Origin of the sequence: Treponema pectinovorum, from assembly GCF_900497595.1 — a bacterium.
GTDB classification, from domain to species: domain Bacteria; phylum Spirochaetota; class Spirochaetia; order Treponematales; family Treponemataceae; genus Treponema_D; species Treponema_D pectinovorum.
On record NZ_UFQO01000005.1, the window covers coordinates 126,811 to 149,784 of the forward strand.

A 22,974-nucleotide genomic window follows, 5' to 3' on the forward strand; every position below is an offset into this window, starting at 1 on the left:
AATTATATGTCTTTGTTTAAAGTTGAATCAGTTGAATTTTCTTCGCGCAGCCAAAAAATAATTAACGGTATTAGTTTAGAAATTCAAAAGGGAACTACTACAGCGTTTTTAGGAGCTTCTGGCAGTGGAAAATCTACACTTTTAAAAATGATTGCAGGAATTTTAATTCCAACTTCTGGAGAAATTTTTTTTAATGGTCAGGATATTTTTTTAATGAATAATTCTGAAAATTTGGATTTTAGAAAGAAATGCTCCTTTGTTTTTCAAGATTCAGCGCTTTGGGCTAACCAGACGATAGTTCAAAACCTTACTCTGCCTTTGCAGGTTCATTTTCCAACGATGTCTCAAGAAGAACGGCTTTTTGCAGTTGAAAGCATCTGTGCTAAGGTGGGATATGACAGGGACTTATCGCTTAGACCTACAGATCTTTCAACTGGAGAGCAAAAAAGGATAGCCTTTGCCCGTGCAATGATTTTAGGTCCAGAAGTGATTTTTTTAGATGAATGCACAGAATCTTTAGACAGGCGTGGAACCAAAGTCATAACAGAGCTTTTGCACAATTTTTTAGAGCAGGAAAATACAATCATTTACGTGAGCCATAATCCAGCGTTCATAAATGAATTTCCAGGAACAATCTATAAAATAGAAAACGGTGTTTTAAAAGAGGAGAGCGAAAAATGAAATTCAAAATTCGCTTTGCAGATCAAATCGTAGGAATCTTTTCGATAATGGCTCTCGCAGGTCTTATTGCTTTAATTTTTGCCATAGGTGGAAGACAGCACTGGTTCGAAAAAAAATCAAATTTTTATACGGTCTTTGAATCAGGCAGTGGGCTTAGCGTTGGGATGGATTTGAATTACAAGGGTTTTTCAATCGGTAAGATAAAAAAGGTAAGTCTCGAAGGCGTTATGGTGCGCGTGGACTATTATGTTTTAGGCGAATATTCCTCATTTATAAAAGAAAATTCTTTGGTTCAACTTGTGACAAGTCCAATCGGGCTGGGCTCTTCGTTTAATTTTTATCCGGGAAGCAGTTACAATTTGCTCGAAGACGGTTCCGAAATATTTCGGGTGGACTCAGTTCCGGGGCAGTTGATAGTAGAAGAAAATTTAAACCAAATAGAAAAACAGACAGACTCGATTGGTGCACTCATGAACCAAGTTTCTACGCTTTTGGTAAATGTAAATTCTTTAGTTTCTCAGATAGATTCTGCATTTGCAGGAAAACTGCGCACAAAAGTTACTCCTATTCAAAGCATTGTAAAAGAAACCGATTCTCTCATAAAAAATATCAATTCAATCTTGCAAGCAGAAAATGGAAGCCTTTCTCAAATTTTGGGTACAGACCTGTATAAAAATTTAAATTCTGTTGTGGCAAATCTTTTTAAAATAAGTTCTGATTTTGCAAGCGTTTCTCAAAATACAGATAACCTTTTAGAAAATGTAAGTCCTCAAGTTGACGAAGCGCTCGTTCAACTCAATACACTTCTATTGCAACTACAGGATGTTATGACAGGCGTAAAAAATAATCCTTTGCTTCGAGGCGGCATTCCTGACAGAAGTAAAGAAGAGTCTTCCACTTTCCAAATGCGCAATTTTGATTTTTAATTTTTTTAAGAGGTTTTTATGAAATATGCAAAAAAGAAAAATGCGAGACAAAATAAATGCCATCTTTGTAAGCCGATTTATCGATTTGCCTTTTTATTTTTTATCGGTATTTTTATTTCAGCGTTCTGTTTTGTTGCCTGCTCGTCTTCTCCCAAAAAAACAATGAAAATTACAGAAACTTCGCAGAAAGCTTCTGTTTTGTATCAGCGGGCAAATTCTGAACTTGCTTCATTTAGTTTTCAAAACTCTTATAATCACCTTGCTCAAGCATACTCACTTGCTTTAAGCGTTGATGATGAAGAACTTCTGACTAAAATTTGTCTTTCTTCGATTATCTGCAAAATTTTTTATGAACAAAACCCTAAAACAAAGATTGAATCAGCACTATTGAAAAAAAATGATGAAGCAAAAGATGAATTGGACTTTTATTTTTATAGTTTAAGTCCTACAGATTTTTTGCAAGAAGCAGAGCAATATTCTAAAAATACTAAAAAGAAAGAATTTTATGAAGTTGTCTGTAAGGTTTACAAAACACAATTGAATCTTTTATTGCAAGGCGAAAAATCAAATTCCGATGAAAAAAAATCAGACGAAAACTCAAAAGGACAATTTTCTGAACTTGAGCAGAATCAAACATCATATTCTTCAATCTTAAAAACAGAACCTTATTATCTTGCATATTTAAAAAGAACTCTGGCAGATACATACGCATACAAAAAAGAATTTCAAAAAGCAAAGGATTCTTATCTTGCAGCCGCAGAAATTCACATAAAGAATCGTGATTTAAAAGAAATCGGTCACGATTTTTACGATGCAGCTCGCATGGCTTCTATTTTAAAACAAAAAGACGAAGCACTTTTTTTAATAGATAAGGCGCTAAAATACGATAAGGATGCAGAAAATTCAGTTGCAATCGCTTCTGATTATTTTGCATTTGCGTTGATTCTGATAAAAAATGCGCCAACAGAAGCTGAAAAAATCTCTGCAAAAAATGCTGCTCTTTGGGCTAGAAAAATATATTTATCGAATCATTTTTTTGAAGAAGCGGATTTTTGTTTAAAAACGGCTCAATCGATTTAAATTAAAATTTAATTCTTTTAGCAAAATTGTGCAGATTTTCAATTTTATTTTGAAGTCGAATCTGTTTTTTCTTCTGAATTAGGTTTTTCGCCTTTTTCTTCAACAGAGCCGGTTTTTAAAGATGCTGCATCAGAAAGATTTTCAGTTTTTTCTTGTTTTTCAGTTGATGTATTTTTTTTATCTTGAATAGCAGTTTTTTCTTTTTGAGCAATAGTTTGCTCTTTTTCTTCTGTAGAATCTTCTGGCGCTAAAACAATGCTGTAGTCGGTTTTGTCGTATGGAAGTTGCATTATCGCTTCTACTAAGGATTTTTGCAGTTCTTCAAAGATGTAAGTTCGTATGTAAGATTTTAAATTATCTGGAGTATCCGGCGTAAAAATCAGCACAGCAAGAATTCCTGTTTGCATTGCCTTTACTGTGTGAATTTTTGCATTCACTTTGATTTGCTTTGGACCTAAAACCAGCGTGAGCCCCTGAATTACGGTATTTACGCGTGCAATCTGTGCATATTTTACAGGAATTACAATGCCAACCCCAATCGAAGATATATCGATAAAATTCATCTTGTACATCATATTTCCGCTTACAAAATAAACTTCTGCATCTTTGTTATTCGCGCAGTTCAACCTTACAAACTGCCTCACGCCTTTTGCGTGCAGCGAATCTAATTTTGAAAGAACGCCTGGTAAAATTTCTGCAAATGTTTTGTCGAGTGTAAAAAATCCTGCTTCTAGTTTTAGGGCGCTTTTAAAACGCTCCCTATCTTGTCCTTTTAATTTTCCAGTAAAAACGCCAAAGGAAGTCGAAGAAAATTCAGTTGCTGTTTCAAAATACTGTATAAAATTGAACCAAGTTGAAGCGTTATTTTGGTTATCTGCATTTATATAGACTATAGATTTTTGGTTTGCCAAAAGGATGCTCTTTAATTGCCTGTAGTCTTCAACCTTGTAGACTTCGTATTCCTGTTCCATAAGACGAAGAATTATATTCGTGTTTAGCGAAAAAGTTGTGCCCAAAAAGAATATCTTTCTTCCAAAAATTTCTGTTTTTTGCGAGGGAATAGCATCCATTTTTCTTTTCCTACAAAATCATTATTGCAAATATATCGACTTTTTTAAAGCCTAGTGTTGAAGTTGTAAGCGATTATATCATAAAATGAAAGATATGGTTTGTTTACTGTTCTGCGTTGCAGACTTTTAGCATCTAATATTGCCGCAAAAAATTGATTGCGGTCATTTTTTATTTTACAAGGAGAACAAAATGAATAAGTCAGAACTTATCGACGCTATGGCAAAAAAATCGGGACTTACAAAAAAGGATTCGGAGTTGGCACTCAAAGCGTTTATAGAAACTGTTTCAGATACTCTTGCAAAAGGAGATGATGTTGCTCTTTTAGGTTTTGGAACTTTTGGAATAGGGGAGCGCGCTGCACGTTCTGGAAGAAATCCTAAAACTGGCGAAGTTATAAAAATCAAAGCGTCAAAATCGCCAAAATTCAAGGCAGGAAAAGCTCTTAAAGACAAGGTCAACAAATAGTTTTCTTTTATAAAGATTAAAAACTATAAAATTTAAAAACCCTGAACAAAGTTTTATCAAAAATCGATAAGAATGTTCGGGGTTTTGTTTTTTTTATAATGCTATTTTGCGTTTTCGATGTCTTTTGAATTTTGTTTTATCTTTTGTGCAACAATCTGGAACGCAGAAAAAGTTTTTGTTTCGGTATTAAACGTCGATATCATAACCCAATCGCCTTTTGCAAGTTCAGAAAGTTCTATTTTTTTAGATTGGGGTGGAAGAACTCTCTCATCATTTTCTTTTTTCGTTTCCTGAGAATTGAAATTTGCCCTTGGTTGTTTTTTCATTTTAAAATCGTCATTAAAGTTTATAAAAGTAAACGGACTTACTTCAACCGTAACATCTTTGCCGTCGGAATTTGTAACGACAATTTGCGAAGTTGAAAGGTTTATCGATTTTATCTTTCCAATGATGATTTCATCATTTAGCATGTCTAAATCTCGTCTTCCAAAATCTTCTCGTTCAAAACAAAAATTTTTTCGATTTTGAAACTGTGGCTCAGGCGGATTTTTAGGATTTCCAAACTCATTAAAATTTTGAGCAACCGCTGCTCCAGTGCAAAGGCACAATGCAATCGCTAAAACTGCAACATTTTTGATTTTTTTTGACATAAGGCGTCTCCTTTGTAGAGTTTTTAAACTCTTTTAATTTTGAAAAACACAAGTCTTTCAGCAATCGCAAATCGATTACGTAAACAACAATAATGCACGCTCGCATAAGAATCTTTAAACTTTTATGAGCAAAAGGTAAGAGTTTTCTTAAATTTTTTTCTGGAAAAAATATAAAAACTATAAAAAAAAGCATTTTTGCTATTGACACTTTTTAAGTAAAATCGTATATTTCTTAAGCATTCACGAAGCGAATGTATGGGCTACTAGCTCAGGTGGTAGAGCACCGCCCTTTTAAGGCGGCTGTCGATGGTTCGAGTCCATCGTAGCTCAGTAAACGGTCATCAATATGGTGGCCGTTTTTTTTATTTTAAATTTTATCTGGGCGACTTTTTGCTCTTAAAATCGCAAAAAACACGCTTTCCAAAGTTCCGCTTGCGCTCCATTCTTGTGTGGTTGCAAGCATCCCCACAAGAACCAGCTCTTCGCTGGCTTTTCCAATCGTTGTCGCATCCTTTTCTATATGTTTATTGTTTTAAATTCTTAAAAAATCTATAATTCGTGCTGATTGATTTTTAGACGGTCTGGTACGCCGTTGTTGTCAATTCAAAAAAACAGTCACTTTTCCTAAAAAGTGACAAATGTCAATTCAATTTATTTTTAGGAGAATTTTATGATCTACACTGCAGAAGTGGAACATATGTGTCCTTTGGCAAAAGGCGCATATCACGGGCCTGCTCCTATTCCTGAAGAAGGAAAATGGGTCAAGGTAAAAGAAATCAAAGATGTTTCAGGTTTTACACATGGAATCGGCTGGTGTGCTCCTCAGCAGGGCGCTTGCAAACTTTCTTTGAACATCAAAAACGGCATTATAGAAGAAGCCCTTGTCGAAACAATCGGTTGTTCTGGTATGACACACTCGGCAGCAATGGCTTCTGAAATCCTTATCGGAAAAACCTTGCTCGAAGCCTTAAACACAGACCTCGTTTGCGATGCTATAAACACAGCGATGCGTGAACTTTTTATGCAAATCGTATACGGTCGCTCTCAGTCTGCATATTCAGAAGGTGGATTAAAAGTTGGCGCGTCTTTGGAAGATCTTGGAAAAAACCTTCGCTCACAGGTTGGAACAATGTTTGCAACTAGGAAAACAGGACCACGCTATCTTGAAATGACTGAAGGTTATGTAGAAACTTGCGCAGTTGACAAAGATAATCAAATTATCGGTTACAATTGTATAAACTTTGGAAAATTGATGGATTCTCTTAAAGCTGGAAAACCTGCACAAGAGGCTATCGCTGGGGCGCGCACACATTACGGTCGTGTAACAGAAGATCAGGGTATGGTTCGTCTTATTGACCCACGCAAGGAGTAGAAAATGGCAACATTATTTGAAGATTTTGAAGGCCGTATCCCACAGATAAATAAGGTTCTTAAAGAATATGGTTTTAGCGAAGGCGAAAAAGGTTTGAACGAGGCTCGCGATTTGTGCAAGGTTCGTGGCTTTGATCCTTACGAAATTTGCCATTCAACACAGCAAATTTGTTTTGAAGATGCAAAATGGGCTTATGTTTTGGGTTCTGCAATCGCCATTAAAGAGGCAGAAAAAACAGGCGATAAAACAGGTTCCTCTGCTGCAGCAAACATTGGAAAAGGACTTCAGGCATTTTGTTTGCCAGGTTCTGTAGCAGATGACCGCAAAGTTGGTATTGGACACGGAAACCTTGGTGCTCGTCTTCTTTCTGAAGAAACACAGTGCTTTGCATTTTTGGCAGGTCACGAATCTTTTGCCGCAGCAGAAGGTGCTATAAAAATTGCAGCAAACGCAAACAAAGTTCGTAAGAACAAACTCCGCGTCATCTTGAATGGTCTTGGAAAAGACGCAGCACAGATAATTTCTCGTATCAACGGTTTTACATACGTTCAAACTGAATTTGACTATTTTAATGGGCAAGGCACGGATAAAGCGCTTAAAGTTGTAAAAGAGATTCCTTATGGTTCAAATCCAGAACGCCTCATCGTAAAATGCTACGGTGCAGACGACGTTCGCGAAGGTGTTGCAATCATGTGGCACGAAGACGTTGATGTTTCAATTACTGGTAATTCAACAAACCCAACACGTTTTCAGCATCCTGTTGCAGGAACTTACAAAAAAGAACGCTTCCTTGAAGGTAAAAATTACTTTTCTGTAGCAAGCGGTGGCGGAACAGGACGCACGCTCCATCCAGACAACATGGCAGCAGGTCCAGCATCCTACGGATTTACAGACACACTCGGACGTATGCACTCCGACGCACAGTTTGCAGGTTCTTCATCAGTTCCAGCACATGTAGAGATGATGGGATTTATGGGAATGGGAAACAACCCGATGGTAGGTTGCACAGTTGCTTGTGCAGTTGCTGTAGCAGGTTCGTTCTAAATTTAAAAAGAAAAAAATAAATTAAAGGGAGCTTCGGTTTTGGAGCTCCTTTTTTTTATAAAACGATTCAAGCCCAATAAAAAAAAAGCCAGTACTTCGATGCACATTTAAAAGCGTTGTTTTGCTGACCTTTTTATTTTTTCCAACTGCGAGTTAAAACAGGAATCAGCATGCCGCCGACAGCGTTTCCAAGCACAACGGTTAAAACAAAAATGAAATTTGCAAGCGAAAAAGTATCTTTCCCAAAAGCTGCTCCGTTGTAAAAAGAATTTGCGATTGAGTGGTCAAATCCTGCAATTATAAAAAGCGGTACATAGATAAAAAGCCCAATTTTTTGATTTTTCTTCCAGCTGTCTACAGAAAGAAACATCAAAATTCCGCACAGAATAGCAGAGATAAAGGATTTTAACACTGTTCCAGAAAGTTTTGCGGAATAGCATCTTATCGCCTGTTCTTGAATGACAGGAAAATTTTTGCCAACTATCATTCCAATTAAAAAAGTCGTAAGCAAATTAAAAACGCATATTTGAAGAACAAAAAGCGTGTATTTAAAATCAGTAAATCTAAAACCGATGTAACCGACTTTGCCTGTGTAAAGGTTAAACTCATAAACGCAGACCGTAAAAAGACCTGCAGAAAAGAGCAACGCTCCCAGCCAGTTTAGCCCCGAAGAAATGCTTGCCAAATAGCCGATGCACCCTATGGAAATAAGAATTCCCGAAATGATGGATTTTTTAATTTCGTTTATCATAATACACAAATTATATAGATTTTTTTATTAACAAAAAAGAAGTAATCAAAATTTTAACAGCACCCCAGCCAGCTTGCAGCTGGCTGGCGCTATGTGCGCCTTTCGCTAACGCTCATCCTCCTCGGTAGCCCGAAATCGTGCTACCTGCGGTGGACTAAAGAGGCTCCCAGCGCTGGTGCGGAAGGGCCTACTTGTAGCCCCGTGTCCTGCCTGCGAGCTTACAGCGGAAGGGTCTACTTGTAGCCCCGCGTCCCGCCTGCGAGCCCCCAGCGGAAGGGATAGTAGGGGCGGCGAAGCCGTTGGCGTAAGCCAATGCAGCGGCAAGCGGAACCCCGAATAGCCCGTTTTTTTCGCTACACCTTTGGTGCAGCGAAAAAATCCGCCCAAATTCTATTCTAAGTCCAAATTAAATGCACCAAATCCTGGGTAGCAAGCAGCCTGTCCGAGTTCTTCTTCTATGCGCAAAAGCTGGTTGTATTTTGCAACGCGTTCTGAACGGCTTGGAGCTCCTGTCTTTATCTGGCAGGTGTTCAGCGCAACAGCGAGGTCTGCGATTGTTGTATCTTCTGTTTCGCCTGAGCGGTGTGAAGAAATTGCTGTATAACCTGCTTTGTGTGCCATTTTTATAGCTTCCAAAGTTTCTGAAACTGAACCTATCTGGTTGAGTTTGATCAAGATTGAGTTTCCAGCTCCGATTTTTATGCCTTTTGAAAGTCTCTCTACATTGGTTACGAAAAGGTCGTCGCCTACGAGTTGAACTTTTTTGCCGAGTTTTTCTGTCATTTTTACCCAGCCTTCCCAGTCTTCTTCGTCAAGACCGTCTTCGATTGAAACGATTGGATATTTGTCTACGAGTTTTTCCCAGTGTGCGATAAGTTCGTCTGTTGTAAAATCCAGGCCAGATTTTGGCTGATGATAGAAACCTTTGCCTTTTGGAGATTTCCATTCTGAAGAAGCGGCATCCATTGCAATCATAAAATCCTTTCCTGGTGTGTAGCCAGCGTCTTTTATCGCTTGGAGGATGTGTTCGATTGTGTCTTCGTCAGATTTTAAGTTTGGAGCAAATCCACCTTCGTCGCCTACAGCGGTTGTTTGTCCTTCTTTTTTTAACAATTTTTGAAGTGAATGGAATACTTCTGTACACCATCTTAAGCCTTCTTTAAAAGATGGAGCGCCACAAGGCATAATCATGAATTCCTGTGTGTCTACAGAGTTAGAAGCGTGTGCACCTCCGTTCAATATGTTCATCATTGGAACTGGAAGTTTTGTTCCCTGTACTCCGCCTAAAAATCTATAAAGAGGAATTTGGAGTGAATTGCTTGCGGCGCGAGCGGCTGCAATTGATACTGCAAGGATTGCGTTTGCACCGAGTTTTGATTTGTCTTTTGTTCCATCGGCTTTGAGCATTGCTGCGTCTACTTTATATGTGTCGGAAGCGTTTAAGCCTACGATTGCATCTGCAATTAAAGAGTTTACGTTATGTACTGCTTTAGAAACTCCCTTACCGCCAAACTTTTTTTTGTCATCATCGCGAAGTTCAAGTGCTTCAAATTCTCCAGTTGAAGCTCCTGAAGGGGCTGCTCCAAAACCTACTGTTCCGTCTTCCAAATGAACTTCTGCTTCTACGGTTGGGTTGCCGCGTGAGTCGATTATTTCACGACCGATAACTTTAACAATCTTTGTTGATTTCATCAGTTTCTCCTATAAAAAGATAAAGTTAGTTATTGCTAACTTAAATAACTGCATACTATCACAATGAAGTTATTTTCTCAATATGCAAGCAGCGACTTGCTGTTAGTTGGTGAAAAGAAAGTTTTTGCAAAACTGTTGATATTGTCTTTAGATTGCACATCCTGTGCGACAAGTGCGGCAGGGATTGGAGGGGCGGTGAAGCCGTCGAGCGCAGGAGCGCAGCGACGAGGACGATGAGCGCTTAGCGAACCCCGCAAAGCCCGATTTTTGCTTTAGCAAAAAGCTGCCTTAAAAAAATTTATAAGATTATTTTTATTTTTTTAGGATATATTATCTCCAAAAATGATATACTCCTTTTTGGCTATAAAGACTTTGCTTGTAAGATTGACATAAAAACAGATTTTTAAGATTATATCAATTAATAAAAAATTATGGATATAAAAATATTAAACCGTTCACATTTGGAAACCCTTTCTACTGCTGATTTAATAACTTTGTGCGACGAATTTGGAATTGATATTCCAGAAAACTTGAATAGAAGTTTTATAATTGGCGAACTTTTAGAAATTGCAGAAGAATATAAAGAAGATTTTGTAGAAGATGATATTTCTACTAGCGAAGAAATTGCGCCTGTTTCAAAACGCGAAGACGCACTTCCGCAATCTTATAACGAAACAAATATCTGTGCCATTTTGCGTAATCCTGCGTGGATTTATGTTTATTGGGACATATCTTCTAGCGATATTGCAAGGTTAAATGCAGATTTTTCATTCAAATCTTTGTATCTTAGAGTTTCTTTTTGGCAGGCAGAAACAGATGAAAAACCATTGGAATCTTTTGATGTTCAAATTGGGATTTCTGACCGACAGCAGTATGTGCTTCTTTCTCCTGGGAAAAACTTTGTTAGGGTTGACCTTGTTGCCAGATATTCTGCAAAAGAAGACGAAAATCTTGCGATAACAAGAAAAATTGAACTTCCAAAAGGTTCTTCGGTGTTGAATTCTCTTCCTGGAAGGGAATTGAATTTGCCTGTGGCTCTTGAACTTTCTGATATGAAAGAATTGCTGACTTCTCATTTTGAGAATCACAGGCAGTCTTTTCTTTAGAATATAAACGGAGATGTAAAAATGTCAGTTAAAAATCTTGCGCTTGTTGTTGTTGCCCACGAACCATATATCCGTCATATATCAGGCGAGGGGGAATTTCCTAGACCTGAAAATTCAATTTTTTTTAGCGCTTTAAGCCAAACTTACATTCCGCTTGTAAATCTCTTGCATAAACTTGAAGACGAACACATAAATGCAAAATTTTCGCTGGTTTTAACGCCTGTAATCTGCGCAATGCTCGATGACGAAATGTTAAAAAATCAATATGTTGACTGGCTTGAGCGTTGCATAATTTTAGGCGAAAAAGAAATTGAGCGCCTAAAGGATGAACCACCCCTTTTAAAAAATGCACAAGAGCAATTAAAAAAGGCTGTGGAAAACAGAGAAAATTTTACACAAAAATACAACCGCAATTTGCTCGCTCAATTTGCACAATTTTCTAAAAAAGGAATGATTGAAATTTTAACTTCTTGTGGAACTCATGCTTTTCTTCCTCACTATAGCGATTTACCTGAAATTTTAAATGCACAAGTTGAAACTGGAATAATCTCGCACAAGTACTATTTTGATACTGTCCCTTATGGTTTTTGGCTTCCATATATGGGGTATTCTAGAGGGTTGGAAAATGTCTTGCGCTCTTACGGCGTAAATTACACTCTTTTAAATGCACAGAGCTTGCTTTTTTGTGAAAATCCTCCTGCTGCGGGAATTTTTGAGCCAGTTCGTTGCAACAATTCTTTGGTAGTTTTTGGAACAGATTCAAAAATTTACTCTGAACTTGAAGGCGAATCTTCTTTTTCTGCAAACAAGGTTTATAAAAATCAAAACCGAGATATTGGATTTGAACTTGATTCTGCTCAACTTTCTGATTTTATGAAGCAGAATTCTCCACGACTCGACAGCCTTTTTAGATATTGGTCAAAAGAAGATGATTCTTTGGTAATCTACGACAGTCAAAAGGCTATGGAGCAGGTAAAAATCGATGCAAAAAAATTCCTCGATTCTAAAAACAAAAAACTTGAATGCGTATCCTCTTGTGTAAACGAGCCAAGTTTGGTTTGCGCAATAAATGCAAGTACTTTAGGGCAGAATTGGGCGGAAGGAATGGATTTTTTTGAACAAGTACTGCGCTTGAATTGCGAGTCAAACTTTGCCTGTCCAGAGGATTTAATAAAAGAGCAATTTAAATTGACAAAAGTAAATCCTTATCCTTCTGCTGCCAGCGGGCAGGGCTATGGCGAAGATCTGCTTGACAGTTCTAATTCGTGGATGGTCCGTTACACAAGAAAGATGAGCGAGCGCATGGTTGACCTTGCAGGGCGCTTTCCTGATGACACAGGTTTAAAAGCTAGGCTTTTGATTTTAGGCGCAAAGGAATTGATGCTTTCTCAATCCGGAGAACTTGCAAAGATGATACACGACGGATATATGCCGGATTTTGCAAAACAGACTTTTATCTCTAGCGTTATGGATTTTACAACTGTCTTTGATTCTTTGGGCTCTAACGTTGTAAGCACAGAATGGCTTACAAAAATTGAAAAAGAACACAATCTATTCCCGTGGATGAATTATAGAATTTTTAGAAAAAAGATTTAATTTTTATACGAAATCATATAAATAAATTTTGAAATTAGAACTTGCCTTATATAAATCTTTACTGATTTTTTGAATCCAGAGTTCCGTATGAGTTTATCATATCGTGCAAATCCAAAAGGCTCTGTGCAGATTTTATCGCTTTTATAGCAGGATCAAATCTTATTCCCATGGAAGAAGAAAGTTCTTTCGCCTCCGTCCATTTTTGGATCGCTTCGATTATGTCGTTTTTTCCACCCTTAGAATAAAGTTGAATTCCTTGAACATATTTGCTTTGAACTTCATCTTTTATAAGCGAGCGACCTCTGTCGCCTAAGATTAGCCTTGCTCCTAGACTTATGTGGTTTACAGGATTAAAAGAACTTGTAAGGTCTAAAGTGTAATTTACGCTCATCTTTATGCCTTTTACTGTGAATTGGCTTCCAAGACTAAAGCGAGGATTTCCTCCAGAGATTAAAAGTCCAGTCTCTAAATCAAAAAAATCTGTGATGTTTAATTCAAGGCCAGACGCTAGTGAGAATTTTTCTGATGAGGTGATTTTTAAAAGATTTACGGGCTGTCGAAATTCGCCTGTAAAAACGAAATTTTTCATCAATCTATAAGAAAAACCGGCAGTAACCCTTGTTGGAAGCGAGTCATCGAGCTGGAATTCCTTTGAAAAACCAGTTACAGAAAGTCCTGCATTGTTTATCGTAAAGGCAAAATGAAAATTCGGCTCGGTGTCGTCAAAATGTTTTAGCAAATTGAATTGCATCAAAAGTCCAAAATCTGCCATCAAAGCGAGTGCAGATTGAGAAAGTCCAGAACCTGATTTTATTCTGTCGTTTTTGTTGTCTGTATAGTCGGGCATTTTTCGCCAGGTGGTTTTTACATTTGCACCAAGCGAAAGCCCCTTAAAATCGTAGCCGGCAAAAAAATTATACGAAAGATTGACCGCAAGCGAAGTTTCTGAATAGTAATTTTTTGCAACATTGTCGCCAAAAAGGTTGTATTCGGTAAAAGGAACGTAAAAACATTTGAATTGGAATCCCATTCCCAAATTGTTAAATCGCGTAGTTCCTTCTAAAGTTTCCATTGCAGAATCTGCAATCCACGAATTGTGAAAAACCGCGAATTCTGTATTTTTTAGCACCGAAGAACCGGCCGGATTGTAATCAAAAAAAGTTATATCATCGCAGAGGGCTGTTACCGCAGTTCCCAAACTTTCTGCCCGCCCGCCTTTTGGAATGTTTAGCGAGCGGAATACTGTAGTTCCTGCGTTGTTGTCATCAGTAAGGTTTCCAAAAATGTCTGTAAGGCGATTATTTACATCAGAAAGTTCAAGGGAAAATGCAAATTTTGTGCCAATAAAAAAAATAAGAGAAATAATTATGCTTTTTTTTATGAAAATACCTTTCATCTTATTTTTCACCGCGATAAATCCCTTAAAAGTCGAAATCTGCTCTAGTAAATTTCGGTTTTTAATCTACATTCCATAAGAAATATTACCGAAATATAATATAAGAAAAAATCTTTGAATTTTTGATTTTGGCGAAACATTCACTTTACAAAAATTGTTTGTTAAAAAGATGTACACAAATCTAAATCAATTTTACATCAAAATCTCTAAAAATTCAGTGTATAGATTTTATTAAAGTTTTTTTTGTTATAATTATGTCGATGTTCCGAAAGGCGATTTTTACATTTATTTTTTTCTCTCTTGTGTCCAGCACTTTTTATCCTCAGAAAAAAAATAGCGTTGAGGATGATGAATTATCGCTTGAACAGATAGATTTTCTCATAAAAACTGGGGATTATTCACTTGCGCTGGAAGAACTTTCTATATTTATTCAATTGTATCCTAATAAATTTGACAGGGCGCAAAAGAGAATTTCAAAAATCATAAAGGAAAGAAATCTCTTTAATCAAAAGGCAGCAGAGCTTGCAGAAAAAATGAAGCTTTCTTCCGAAAATAAAAATCTTAGCGAAAGCGAGATTGACGAATTAGACTCGCAAAAGATGGATATAATAATGGCTCTTGAAAATTCAGAATTGAATCCTTCTAAAGAGCAGATTGACCTTACAAACGATGCCCGCAGAACTGTTCGACTTTCATATTATGTAAACCGTTCGCAGATTCTTGTAAATCGCGGTAGCGAGTTCATAAAAAATGCTTCTCTGGAATCAAGCGAAAATTATCTTCGCGCTTATGAAACTTTTCAAGAAAGCCTTTCCCTAAAAAAAAGCGACTCGGACATAATATACAATGGAAGCGAGGAAATTCCTGTTACATATCCAGACAGTTTAAAACTTGAAGTTGAAAGAACAATAAATCGCATAAGAAGGCTCAATGCTTCTGTAAAACTCGAGTTTGAAGCCTGTCAGCTTGCGTTTGATTCTTATGTAAAAAGTTTGCAATCTCATTCCCTTTCGCAATCGATTCCTGCTCTTTCGCTTGTAAAAAATTCTTTTGAAAAACTTTCTTTAACGCGCAATACTCTTTTTGCAGAGGGAAATACACTTACGAAACTTGATGAACGTGCGATTGAGCTAAATCCTGAACTTTTGGATACTTCTTACATAACTTTTAGCCGTTGGGCAGTTTTGGGAACAAAAAACGAAATGGATTCAGGAATGATTGGTGCAATAGATTCTTTTTGGAATACTAGAGTTGAGGCGATGAAAGAGTTAGTTCAAAAAGAAATATCATTTCAATACGCTTTAATTGCAGATTCTGTTAAAACAGAACAACTTTCAAAAGAAAATCTTGCTGTCTTTACAGATTTTGCAAATGCAGCTTCAGATTTTTCTGTTCAAGGTAAAAACTTGCAATCGCTCTATGCAAAGATCAAAGGTTCTCCAGCAAAATCTTTTGAACGATATAATTCTTCAATGGATTTTATAGCAAATCTTTCGCAAAAAAAACTAAAAACGATATTTGAAATCCGTAGTGCAATGTATGAACAGGATTTTTCTTTGCAAAATTTGCAGGTAAACGGACGCGATTTTATGGGTTTTGCTGGGCAATGCATAAAGGTTGCTGATTTTTACGAAAATCAACTTTCGAATATTCGCTTACAAAAAGATGAAAATTTTTTAACGCAGGAAAGAAAGATTCAGCAGGAAATCGATACCAATCTTCAAAGCGAAAAATCAATTCTTGTACCTGGAATTGAACTCAAAGATAAAAGCCTTAACTGGAAGAGCGAAATAGCCTTGTACGATGAATTGACCGAGTTGAGCGAAGAAGAGTGCATAAAAAAGGCTGGTGGAACTTGGTCTAAACTTGCAAAAACCCTTTCCGATGAAGCCGATTCAAAACTTGCGTCTTTTACACTTTTAAATGCGCAGGCAAAAAATTTTTTGCTGGGAGTTGAAGAAACTGCAGGCGATGTCAAAATTACAAAGTTTTATCCGAGCCGTGCACGCGAAATCTGCATAAAACTAAATTCCGATATAGAAAAGGAGCGCAATGTCTTAACCTCATACAGAAATACTTTAGACGGTGGCTCTTTATATCGCACAACGGAGCAGGTTTATTCAGCAGGAATTATAAATATCGAAAAGGTTACTTCCGCTTTAAACAGTCTTATTGTAAGCAATAACGAAATAATTTCTGAGGCTAGAATAAAAACCAACGAAGCCCTAACTTATGCAAACCAAGCAAGGCAGATGTATGATGATGCGCTTTCACTTTTAAAAGCGGAAAAATACGATGAAGCGAGACAGGCACTTTCTGAAGCCGACGAAAACTACAAAAAATCTCTTGCACACGAAGAAAACGCAAGTTTGAGAAGTGAATTTGAAGCGAAAATTGCAGCAACGGACGAAAGGATAACCACTTTGCAAAACGAATGGGTAATCAAAACGGTTCGTTCTCTCATCACTTCCGCGTATAACGAATACTATGCTGGAAACTTTGAAAACGCAAAATCTTCTTTGGAGCAAGCAGGCGACGTTTGGGAAAAAACACAATCGCAGGAAAACCCGGAAATCAACGAACTTATGGTTTTTGTAAGGGATGCACTGGAGTTTACAGGTGGCAAAGAAATCGCCTTTTCTGATCCGCTGTATAAAGATATGGGGTCATTTTTGAATAACGCAAAACTTCATTACGAAGAAGGAAAAAAATTATACGAAAGCGAACAACTTGCACAAGGCAAATCATTGCTCGAGCAGGCGAGAGACGAAGTTAGAAAAGTTCAAAGAGTTTTTCCTAAAAATATTGAAGCAAACAATTTAAATCTTTTAATAAGCAAAATCCTCGATCCTCAATCTTACGAAATTGCGATAAATCAAAAAATTTCTCTTGCAAAAACAGAATCTTCTTCTGGTCGCGAAGTTGATATAAAAAATGCCCTCAACGATTTAAAGGATCTTCAAAAGGTTTTCCCAGAAAACAAAAATGTTTCGATTGCTGTAAAAGATATGGAAGAAGTTTTAGACAAGGCTGAAAAATCACTGCAAGTTAGGAGAGCAAGAGAGCGTTCGCAGCTTCTTACAGCGCAGGCTCAACGAGAGCAAAATATAGCAAGAAAAGTTGCACTTTTGGACGAGGCGTTAAGTTTAGACCGCAGAAATACGCTCGCACAAAGATTAAAAGACCAGACTTACATTGCAAATACCTCAAAAACGACGGTAAAAAACTATCTTGACGATGCAGACGATGCACTTTATGCTCGTGCGGAACGCTATTATAACGATGGCTTAAAAGAACAGGCGCAAAGCGTTATAAATGATCTTTTTGCAAGAAATCCGCAGGTTAGTAAAGTGATAAAACTCAAAAGAAGAATCGAGAATATGTGATGAAAGATTTTATTCCTTCGAAAAATTTAAAAAGATTCATTTTTCTCATCGTTGTGTTTTTTGCTGGCAGTTTTTTTGCAAATTCCCAAGAACTCTATTTTGAAAATCCAATCCCGCTTACTTCAAAAAATACGCAATTTCCGATTGCACTAAAGAGCGTTGGTCGAAATTATGTTTTTTTTGAAGAAGTTTCAGAAAACAAACTGTATATAAATTTTATTTCGCGTGGTGAAGAAGAAAATCAGTGGTCAGTCAAAAAAAATGTTGCAGGTCCTTTTGAGTTTTTAGGTGAAGTTCCTGATATATATACGGCTTGTGCCCTTGACGATGGAACTTTAACCGTTGGCGTAACCTTATCTCAATACGAAATTGGCGTTTATACCTCAAAAGACGGAGGAGAATCTTTTTCTTTTGTAAAACTTTCTATGAGCGACCAGAGAATCGTTGCTCCAAGAATTTTTAAGACAAAAAAAGGTGAGTTTGTGCTTTTTGCCTCGCTTGGAAGCGAAAATAAATTTTCAATCGCTTTTTCAAAATCGCACGACGGAATAAAATGGTCTTCCTTTACACACTTTTTGCCTTCGAGAGAACTGGACAATTCTTTTTCGCCATTTTTATGCCCAACTCCCGAAGGCGATATGGTTGTTTTTCAGGCACATTTTTCTGTTCCAAATAAGCCAAAGACTTTTCAACTCTATTCAACGCTTTCTAAAGATGACTTAAAAACTTTTTCTGTTCCTGTTTTATTGAGCGATGACAGCTCAACCGCAAATCGCAGAAGAAATTCGTTTATAGAATATTCAAATCAAAGTCCAGCACTTTTTTTTGATGGGAAAAAAATCTTGTGTGCCTGGGAAAGAAACGAAGTCCGTTCCGAAAACACTTATATCGCTCTTGCAGTTTTGGATTTCGACGGAAAAATCCCTGAGAAAAATCGCGTTAGAGAATATGACAGCCAAAAAAAATCTCACCGCCCAAATTTCTTCAATTTTTTAGGCGAAAACTATCTTTTGTGGTTTGATGAAAATCAAGGCGCATATCAAGTAAAAGAAAATTCAAACGGCTCTTTTTCGTATGAACGTTTGATAAAAAACAGCGCAAAGGCTTCATTTATCTATCCTGTTATTTCATCCTATGGAAAAGAAATTTCTTATATCTGGCAAAAAAAAGAAGGTCAAAGTCAATTATATATGGTTCGTCAGGACAAGTTTGCTCAAAAACCTGTTTTAACTCCTGTGAGTTTTAGGCAAGGCTCTAGGTCTAGGCAGGAAAAAGTAAGAGTCAATTTGACGATTCCTCAGGATACAAACGGAATTGCAGGATATTCGTGGAGTTTTTCTTTAGACGAAAATGAAGAGCCTTCAACTCAAGATAAAGACTTAATCGTAGAACGGAATCTTTCTTCTGGAAAAAGCTATTCTCTCAACGCATCTGCATTTTCTGACGGTAAATATTATTTTAAAGCGAAAGTTTTAGACATGGCAGGCAACTGGTCGGATTCTGCAAGTTTGGAATACTATCGAGACCTTACGCCTCCTAAAAAAGTTACGATAAACGACCTTCCAAAAGATGAATATTCATTTTTGCAATCTTCAACATTCACTATAAACTGGCAAAAAGATGAAAGCGACAGCGATATTGCAGGCTACAGTTGGGCTCTTACAAGAGTAGATTCTTTGGACGAAAAGTTTAAAGATTCAAAAAATCATCCGCAAAAGTCTTCCAAAGAAAAAATTGAATCTTACATCGATAAAATTAACCGCAACGAAAAAGAATATTTAAAAAGAGCAAAAGAACCTCCGCGTTCAATTCTTACAAAAAAAGCTTCGTGCGATTTTAACAATATTCGTAACGGAATTTATGTTTTTAGCGTTTGTGGAATTGATGAGGTTGGAAACGTTGGCGAAAGTCAAAAAATTCTTTTAATCGCAAACAAATATATTCCGTTCACCTTTATTTCAGGATTAAAAACTTCAAGAGATGAATTGGGCGCTCTGCAAATAGATGTCTACGGTCAGGATTTTTCAACAGAAGGCTATATCTCGCAGATATTTATCGATAGGGACGGAAAACTTCCTTATGACAGGGTTTTGAATTACAACAAAGGCGAGTTCCAGATAAAATCCAACTCTCTGATTACGGGCATTCATCTTGAAGATTTAGATGTAGGAAATTACGGAATATTTTTATATCACACAGAGCGTGGAATAAGTCCTCTAAATGCAAATTCGCGGTTGAACAGATTTAGCGTTGACGAAAGCGGAACTGTAAAAATAGAAAGGCCTTACCAAGCAGTTCCTGTGTGGAAAAGTTTTGATATTCAAAAAACGAAGAGCCTTTCTATAGTGGATTTGTTGATTTATCTTGCAATTTTCCTAGGAATTTTTATTTGCGCGTTTAGCATACGCGGAATAGTTTTTGTATATAAAGAATCAGTTTTGATACATTCGCAAGTTCTTGCTTTGTTGAATGGAGGGGATATGCCTTTAACGAAAAAAATGAAAATCGAAAAATTAAAACGCCGCCAAACTAGCCTTAAATTAAAACTTGTACTCTTTACTGTTCTTTTGGTTTTGGCAATCGTAATGATGGTTTCGCTTTCTCTTGGCAAAAATATGATAAAAACCCAAAGGCAAACTCTTTCAGAAAGCATGTATGAGCAGGTTTTGGTTTTGCTAGAAGGAATGTCAAACTCTGTTCAAAACGCAATGCTCGATGCTCGCGAAGGTGGCGGAACGGTTGCGCTTATAGACCTTGTAAAGCAGGCGGACACTTTTAAAAGCGCAGTCTATGCAACAATAATAGGTCGCGGGCTAGAAAATAATGATTCAAATCTCGACTATTTCTGGGCTTCAACGCAAACCTCTTCCGAGGTTGCTCAAAAATTGGATGCAGGCGAGGCTCTCGTAGGAAAAAGCAGATTCAAAGCGGGTACTATCGAACAAAAAATTGCAATCAGTTGTGCAAGTTTAGAATCACAGGCACACCAAAAAGTAGATTCTATTTTGCTGGATTTGGACGAAAAATATTCAAAAGAAAAAAAAGATGAATACACTCAGATACTCCGCGATTTTTCACGCTTAAATACAAAATCGTTTCCTGATTTTAATTTGGATTCTATTGCAAACGACGATTTGATTTACACTTTTTATTATCCGGTTTTCTATAGAAGCACAGAAACTTCTGAACTTTTAAATGCGATTTTGATTTTGCAAATATCCACGGAAGAACTAGTAAACAATTTGGCAAGGGCGAGGGCTTCAATCATCGTAATTGCAGTTATAGTCGCAATGATTGCAATCGCTCTTGGCATAATAGGTTCGTGGATTTTGGCATCTTTAATCGTAGAACCGATAAAAAAACTTGTTCAGCATGTAAAAATCATCACAGAAACAAAAGATAAAAAAAAGTTAAAGGATTTTACTATTTCTGTAAAATCTCATGACGAAATTGGAACTTTAGGACAGGCCGTAAACGAAATGACCGATGGGCTTGTAAAAGCTGCGGAAGACGAAGAAAAAGCGGCAGAGCAGGAAAAAATGGCTCTCGACGGAAAAGCAGTGCAGCAGACTTTTCTTCCTTTGAACGCTGCGGACAAAGGCGGCAAGCAGACAACTGCGGAATTAAAAGAAAAAAATGTAGAAATTTTTGGCTATTATGAAGGCGCGGATGCAGTTTCTGGTGATTATTTTGACTATAAAAAATTGGACGAAAGGTTTTATGCGATAATAAAATGCGACGTTTCTGGTCACGGAGTTCCAGCGGCTCTTATGATGACAGTTGTCGCAACCTTATTCCGAAAATATTTTGAAAATTGGACATTCAAAGAAAAAGGAACTTCACTCAATCGGCTTGTTGTCGATATAAACGACTTTATAGAATCCTTAGGGGTAAAAGGAAAATTTGCAACTTTGATGATTTGCCTTTTTGACACAAAAACTGGTGATGTTTACGTTTGTAACGCAGGCGATAACATAATTCATGTTTTTGACCAAAATACAAAACAAGAAAAAACAATAACACTCCACGAAGCTCCAGCAGCAGGTCCGCTTCCATCGTTTATGGTAGATATGAAAGGCGGCTTTATCGTAGAAAAAATTCACTTGAATCCTGGCGATGTTTTACTTTTGTACACGGACGGTATCGAAGAAGCAACGAGATTTTTCCGCGATTCAAATTATGAAGTAACACAATGCAGACAGGAAGGCTTAAAAGAAGGCGATGTGCATTTTAACCACAAAGTAGGACAAACTTCATCGCAGCTAGAAGCCGTTCGAGTAAAGCAGATACTCGAAGCCGCTTTGAACCGCAAACAGTTTGTTCTAACAAAATATCACAATCCAATTCCAAACGAATCTTTGATTTTTGATTTTTCAACTTTGGAAGGGACTATAGACGATTCTATAATGGCACTAGTTTCAGTTGAAAAAATCTTTAGAATCTACAAAAGACCAGATTCAAAAGGCAGCGTTCAAAGAAACGAAAAAGGCGATGTTGTAATAACAGGCGATGGAATTCGCGTGGACAGAAAAATCGACGCTTTCTTAAAAAAGACATTCAACCGCTACGATTTTTATTGTTCTTCGCTCGTGGATATGGAAGAAGAAAACTATGTTTATTACACGAACGTAAACGAAGATCCACAGGCAGACGATTTAACCTTGCTTGCGATAAAAAAAGTCTGATTTTCTCAATAAAAAATCAAAAAATTGCAAACTTGTGCTAAAATCAAAACAAACAAGAATTGGAGTGAAGTTATGGAATTAAAAGAAGAGATGAAAAAATATTTTGAAAAAGGCGTAAAAACTTCAAAAAAAGCGTTTACAAAGGCAAGCGAGGCAGTAAGCCGTTTTTCAGATGAAAGCGTTATTCGTCTGGAAAAACATCAGTTGCAGGCAAAGTTAAAAGAAGAAAAGCTTGAATTAGCGGAGCAGGTTTTAAAACTATTTGAAAATTCTGACAAAAAAACAATCTCAAAAGCCGACGAAACTTTAACGCAAATCCTGCAAAATATAAACGAAATAAAAGAAAAAATCGCAAATCTCGAGTCCCAGTTAGAAAAAAAATAGTCCTGTTTCATAGAGGCGGTTCGGCACAGCCTTTCGGCAGAGCCGTCGCTATGTACGCCCTTCGCTAACGCTCATCCTCCTCGGCAGCACGAGAGTGCTGCCTTCGGTGGACTTACGGGGCTTCCAGCGCTACCGCAGAACAGCGATTAGCAGCCCCCGTAGGCACAATTCTTTAAAAAAACATCTCTAAAACAAATATAAACACCGCATATACAATTCTTTTCAAAAAAAACATCTCGTCCAAAATCAATCATCAAACTTCGCCTGCAAAATCTCCTCGTAAAACCACATCTCGTCAAAACCCAATATCAAACTTCGCCTGCAAAATCTCCTCGTAAAACCACATCTCGTCAAAACCCAATATCAAACTTCGCCTGCAAAATCTCGTCTAAACAAAACAACAACACCGCATATACAATTCTTGTCATAAAAAAACATCTCGTCATAAAAAACATCAAACACCGCTCACACAACATTTTCAAAAGAAAGAAGAAATAAAAAAAATATTTGAAAAAGAAGAAAAAAAAAGGGAAAAGGAAGAGGAAAGTATTGACAAAAGAAGAAGGAGGGTGATATAGTCATTCTCACCCGCTACAAACACTAGCGGACAGTTCTTTGAAAAGAAAATTAGTGAAGGAAAAAAGACAAGACAAAGCACTAAAAGAAAGGCAAAGAAATGAGTTTTTCTT

The 22,974-nt window shown here is 37.1% G+C and carries 16 protein-coding genes and 1 tRNA gene; 12 read left to right on the forward strand and 5 right to left on the reverse strand.

Annotated elements, in window-relative coordinates; all coding sequences use genetic code 11:
• The first annotated feature begins 6 nt into the window (after positions 1 to 6).
• From FXX65_RS08510 to FXX65_RS08520, 3 genes are read left to right on the forward strand one after another with little or no spacing between them, the layout of a single operon-like run.
• On the forward strand, positions 7 to 681 hold the full coding sequence (locus FXX65_RS08510; RefSeq protein ID WP_147615913.1) for an ABC transporter ATP-binding protein: 675 nt from the start codon (positions 7 to 9) through the stop codon (positions 679 to 681).
• Positions 678 to 1,607, forward strand: coding sequence for an MlaD family protein (locus FXX65_RS08515; protein WP_147615914.1), 930 nt, complete (start codon positions 678 to 680; stop codon positions 1,605 to 1,607). The genes FXX65_RS08510 and FXX65_RS08515 overlap by 4 nt, the downstream gene beginning before the upstream one ends.
• 18 nt (positions 1,608 to 1,625) lie before the next feature.
• Positions 1,626 to 2,687 carry a tetratricopeptide repeat protein gene (locus tag FXX65_RS08520; RefSeq protein WP_147615915.1) on the forward strand — a complete coding sequence of 354 codons (1,062 nt, stop codon included), beginning with the start codon at positions 1,626 to 1,628 and terminating at the stop codon, positions 2,685 to 2,687.
• Positions 2,688 to 2,731: 44 nt separating this feature from the next.
• On the opposite strand, the gene FXX65_RS08525 is transcribed toward FXX65_RS08520, so the two are convergent.
• A complete protein-coding gene (locus FXX65_RS08525; protein ID WP_147615916.1) occupies positions 2,732 to 3,757 on the reverse strand; it encodes a hypothetical protein in 1,026 nt (341 codons plus the stop codon).
• A 190-nt stretch (positions 3,758 to 3,947) separates the two neighbouring features.
• Between FXX65_RS08525 and FXX65_RS08530 the strand changes: the two genes are divergently transcribed.
• Positions 3,948 to 4,223 (forward strand): HU family DNA-binding protein, encoded by a 276-nt coding sequence (locus FXX65_RS08530; protein WP_147614111.1) that lies wholly within the window; start codon positions 3,948 to 3,950, stop codon positions 4,221 to 4,223.
• 101 nt (positions 4,224 to 4,324) lie between these two features.
• Here the strand turns inward: FXX65_RS08530 and FXX65_RS08535 are convergent, their stop codons facing one another.
• The gene (locus FXX65_RS08535; RefSeq protein WP_147615917.1) at positions 4,325 to 4,873 is read right to left on the reverse strand and encodes a hypothetical protein; all 549 of its coding nucleotides are present in this window, start codon (positions 4,871 to 4,873) and stop codon (positions 4,325 to 4,327) included.
• Positions 4,874 to 5,130: 257 nt separating this feature from the next.
• On the opposite strand from FXX65_RS08535, the gene FXX65_RS08540 reads away from it, so the two are divergent.
• The 3 genes from FXX65_RS08540 to FXX65_RS08550 all read left to right on the forward strand — a co-directional run bounded on the left by FXX65_RS08540 (position 5,131) and on the right by FXX65_RS08550 (position 7,289).
• Positions 5,131 to 5,203 (forward strand) — tRNA-Lys (locus FXX65_RS08540).
• Positions 5,204 to 5,543: 340 nt separating this feature from the next.
• The gene (locus FXX65_RS08545; RefSeq protein WP_147614113.1) at positions 5,544 to 6,245 is read left to right on the forward strand and encodes an iron-sulfur cluster assembly scaffold protein; all 702 of its coding nucleotides are present in this window, start codon (positions 5,544 to 5,546) and stop codon (positions 6,243 to 6,245) included.
• A 3-nt stretch (positions 6,246 to 6,248) separates the two neighbouring features.
• Complete coding sequence (locus tag FXX65_RS08550) at positions 6,249 to 7,289, forward strand: GGGtGRT protein (protein WP_147615918.1); 1,041 nt, start codon at positions 6,249 to 6,251, stop codon at positions 7,287 to 7,289.
• Between the two features lie 133 nt (positions 7,290 to 7,422).
• On the opposite strand, the gene FXX65_RS08555 is transcribed toward FXX65_RS08550, so the two are convergent.
• On the reverse strand, positions 7,423 to 8,040 hold the full coding sequence (locus tag FXX65_RS08555; RefSeq protein ID WP_147615919.1) for a formate/nitrite transporter family protein: 618 nt from the start codon (positions 8,038 to 8,040) through the stop codon (positions 7,423 to 7,425).
• Positions 8,041 to 8,430: 390 nt separating this feature from the next.
• A complete protein-coding gene (eno, locus tag FXX65_RS08560; protein ID WP_147615920.1) occupies positions 8,431 to 9,732 on the reverse strand; it encodes a phosphopyruvate hydratase in 1,302 nt (433 codons plus the stop codon).
• 431 nt (positions 9,733 to 10,163) lie between these two features.
• Here eno and FXX65_RS08565 point away from each other — a divergent pair, with 431 nt between their 5' ends.
• Together FXX65_RS08565 and FXX65_RS08570 are read left to right on the forward strand one after the other, a co-directional pair.
• Entirely contained in the window at positions 10,164 to 10,838 is a 675-nt protein-coding gene (locus tag FXX65_RS08565; protein ID WP_147615921.1) for a DUF4912 domain-containing protein, read from the forward strand.
• A gap of 21 nt (positions 10,839 to 10,859) precedes the next feature.
• Entirely contained in the window at positions 10,860 to 12,434 is a 1,575-nt protein-coding gene (locus FXX65_RS08570) for a 1,4-alpha-glucan branching protein domain-containing protein (RefSeq protein WP_147615922.1), read from the forward strand.
• A 58-nt stretch (positions 12,435 to 12,492) separates the two neighbouring features.
• Here FXX65_RS08570 and FXX65_RS08575 read toward each other — a convergent pair whose 3' ends face one another.
• Positions 12,493 to 13,830, reverse strand: a complete 1,338-nt coding sequence (locus tag FXX65_RS08575) for a UPF0164 family protein (RefSeq protein WP_147615923.1) — start codon at positions 13,828 to 13,830, stop codon at positions 12,493 to 12,495.
• Positions 13,831 to 14,132: 302 nt separating this feature from the next.
• Between FXX65_RS08575 and FXX65_RS08580 the strand changes: the two genes are divergently transcribed.
• From FXX65_RS08580 to FXX65_RS08590, 3 genes are all read left to right on the forward strand, one after another.
• Complete coding sequence (locus tag FXX65_RS08580; RefSeq protein WP_147615924.1) at positions 14,133 to 17,216, forward strand: PTS lactose/cellobiose transporter subunit IIA; 3,084 nt, start codon at positions 14,133 to 14,135, stop codon at positions 17,214 to 17,216.
• On the forward strand, positions 17,216 to 21,901 hold the full coding sequence (locus tag FXX65_RS08585; protein ID WP_147615925.1) for a SpoIIE family protein phosphatase: 4,686 nt from the start codon (positions 17,216 to 17,218) through the stop codon (positions 21,899 to 21,901). The genes FXX65_RS08580 and FXX65_RS08585 overlap by 1 nt, the downstream gene beginning before the upstream one ends.
• A 72-nt stretch (positions 21,902 to 21,973) precedes the next feature.
• The gene (locus FXX65_RS08590; RefSeq protein ID WP_147614122.1) at positions 21,974 to 22,285 is read left to right on the forward strand and encodes a hypothetical protein; all 312 of its coding nucleotides are present in this window, start codon (positions 21,974 to 21,976) and stop codon (positions 22,283 to 22,285) included.
• The last annotated feature ends 689 nt before the right edge of the window (positions 22,286 to 22,974 follow it).

What these genes read in the sequence shown, in the direction of transcription:
- FXX65_RS08525 (WP_147615916.1), bottom strand. Translation starts at nt 3,757, where the DNA reads ATGGATGCTATTCCCTCGCAAAAAACAGAAATTTTTGGAAGAAAGATA.
- FXX65_RS08550 (WP_147615918.1), top strand. Translation starts at nt 6,249, where the DNA reads ATGGCAACATTATTTGAAGATTTTGAAGGCCGTATCCCACAGATAAAT.
- FXX65_RS08555 (WP_147615919.1), bottom strand. Translation starts at nt 8,040, where the DNA reads ATGATAAACGAAATTAAAAAATCCATCATTTCGGGAATTCTTATTTCC.
- FXX65_RS08590 (WP_147614122.1), top strand. Translation starts at nt 21,974, where the DNA reads ATGGAATTAAAAGAAGAGATGAAAAAATATTTTGAAAAAGGCGTAAAA.
- eno (WP_147615920.1), bottom strand. Translation starts at nt 9,732, where the DNA reads ATGAAATCAACAAAGATTGTTAAAGTTATCGGTCGTGAAATAATCGAC.
- FXX65_RS08510 (WP_147615913.1), top strand. Translation starts at nt 7, where the DNA reads ATGTCTTTGTTTAAAGTTGAATCAGTTGAATTTTCTTCGCGCAGCCAA.
- FXX65_RS08515 (WP_147615914.1), top strand. Translation starts at nt 678, where the DNA reads ATGAAATTCAAAATTCGCTTTGCAGATCAAATCGTAGGAATCTTTTCG.
- FXX65_RS08570 (WP_147615922.1), top strand. Translation starts at nt 10,860, where the DNA reads ATGTCAGTTAAAAATCTTGCGCTTGTTGTTGTTGCCCACGAACCATAT.
- FXX65_RS08530 (WP_147614111.1), top strand. Translation starts at nt 3,948, where the DNA reads ATGAATAAGTCAGAACTTATCGACGCTATGGCAAAAAAATCGGGACTT.
- FXX65_RS08520 (WP_147615915.1), top strand. Translation starts at nt 1,626, where the DNA reads ATGAAATATGCAAAAAAGAAAAATGCGAGACAAAATAAATGCCATCTT.
- FXX65_RS08565 (WP_147615921.1), top strand. Translation starts at nt 10,164, where the DNA reads ATGGATATAAAAATATTAAACCGTTCACATTTGGAAACCCTTTCTACT.
- FXX65_RS08575 (WP_147615923.1), bottom strand. Translation starts at nt 13,830, where the DNA reads ATGAAAGGTATTTTCATAAAAAAAAGCATAATTATTTCTCTTATTTTT.
- FXX65_RS08535 (WP_147615917.1), bottom strand. Translation starts at nt 4,873, where the DNA reads ATGTCAAAAAAAATCAAAAATGTTGCAGTTTTAGCGATTGCATTGTGC.
- FXX65_RS08545 (WP_147614113.1), top strand. Translation starts at nt 5,544, where the DNA reads ATGATCTACACTGCAGAAGTGGAACATATGTGTCCTTTGGCAAAAGGC.
- FXX65_RS08585 (WP_147615925.1), top strand. Translation starts at nt 17,216, where the DNA reads ATGAAAGATTTTATTCCTTCGAAAAATTTAAAAAGATTCATTTTTCTC.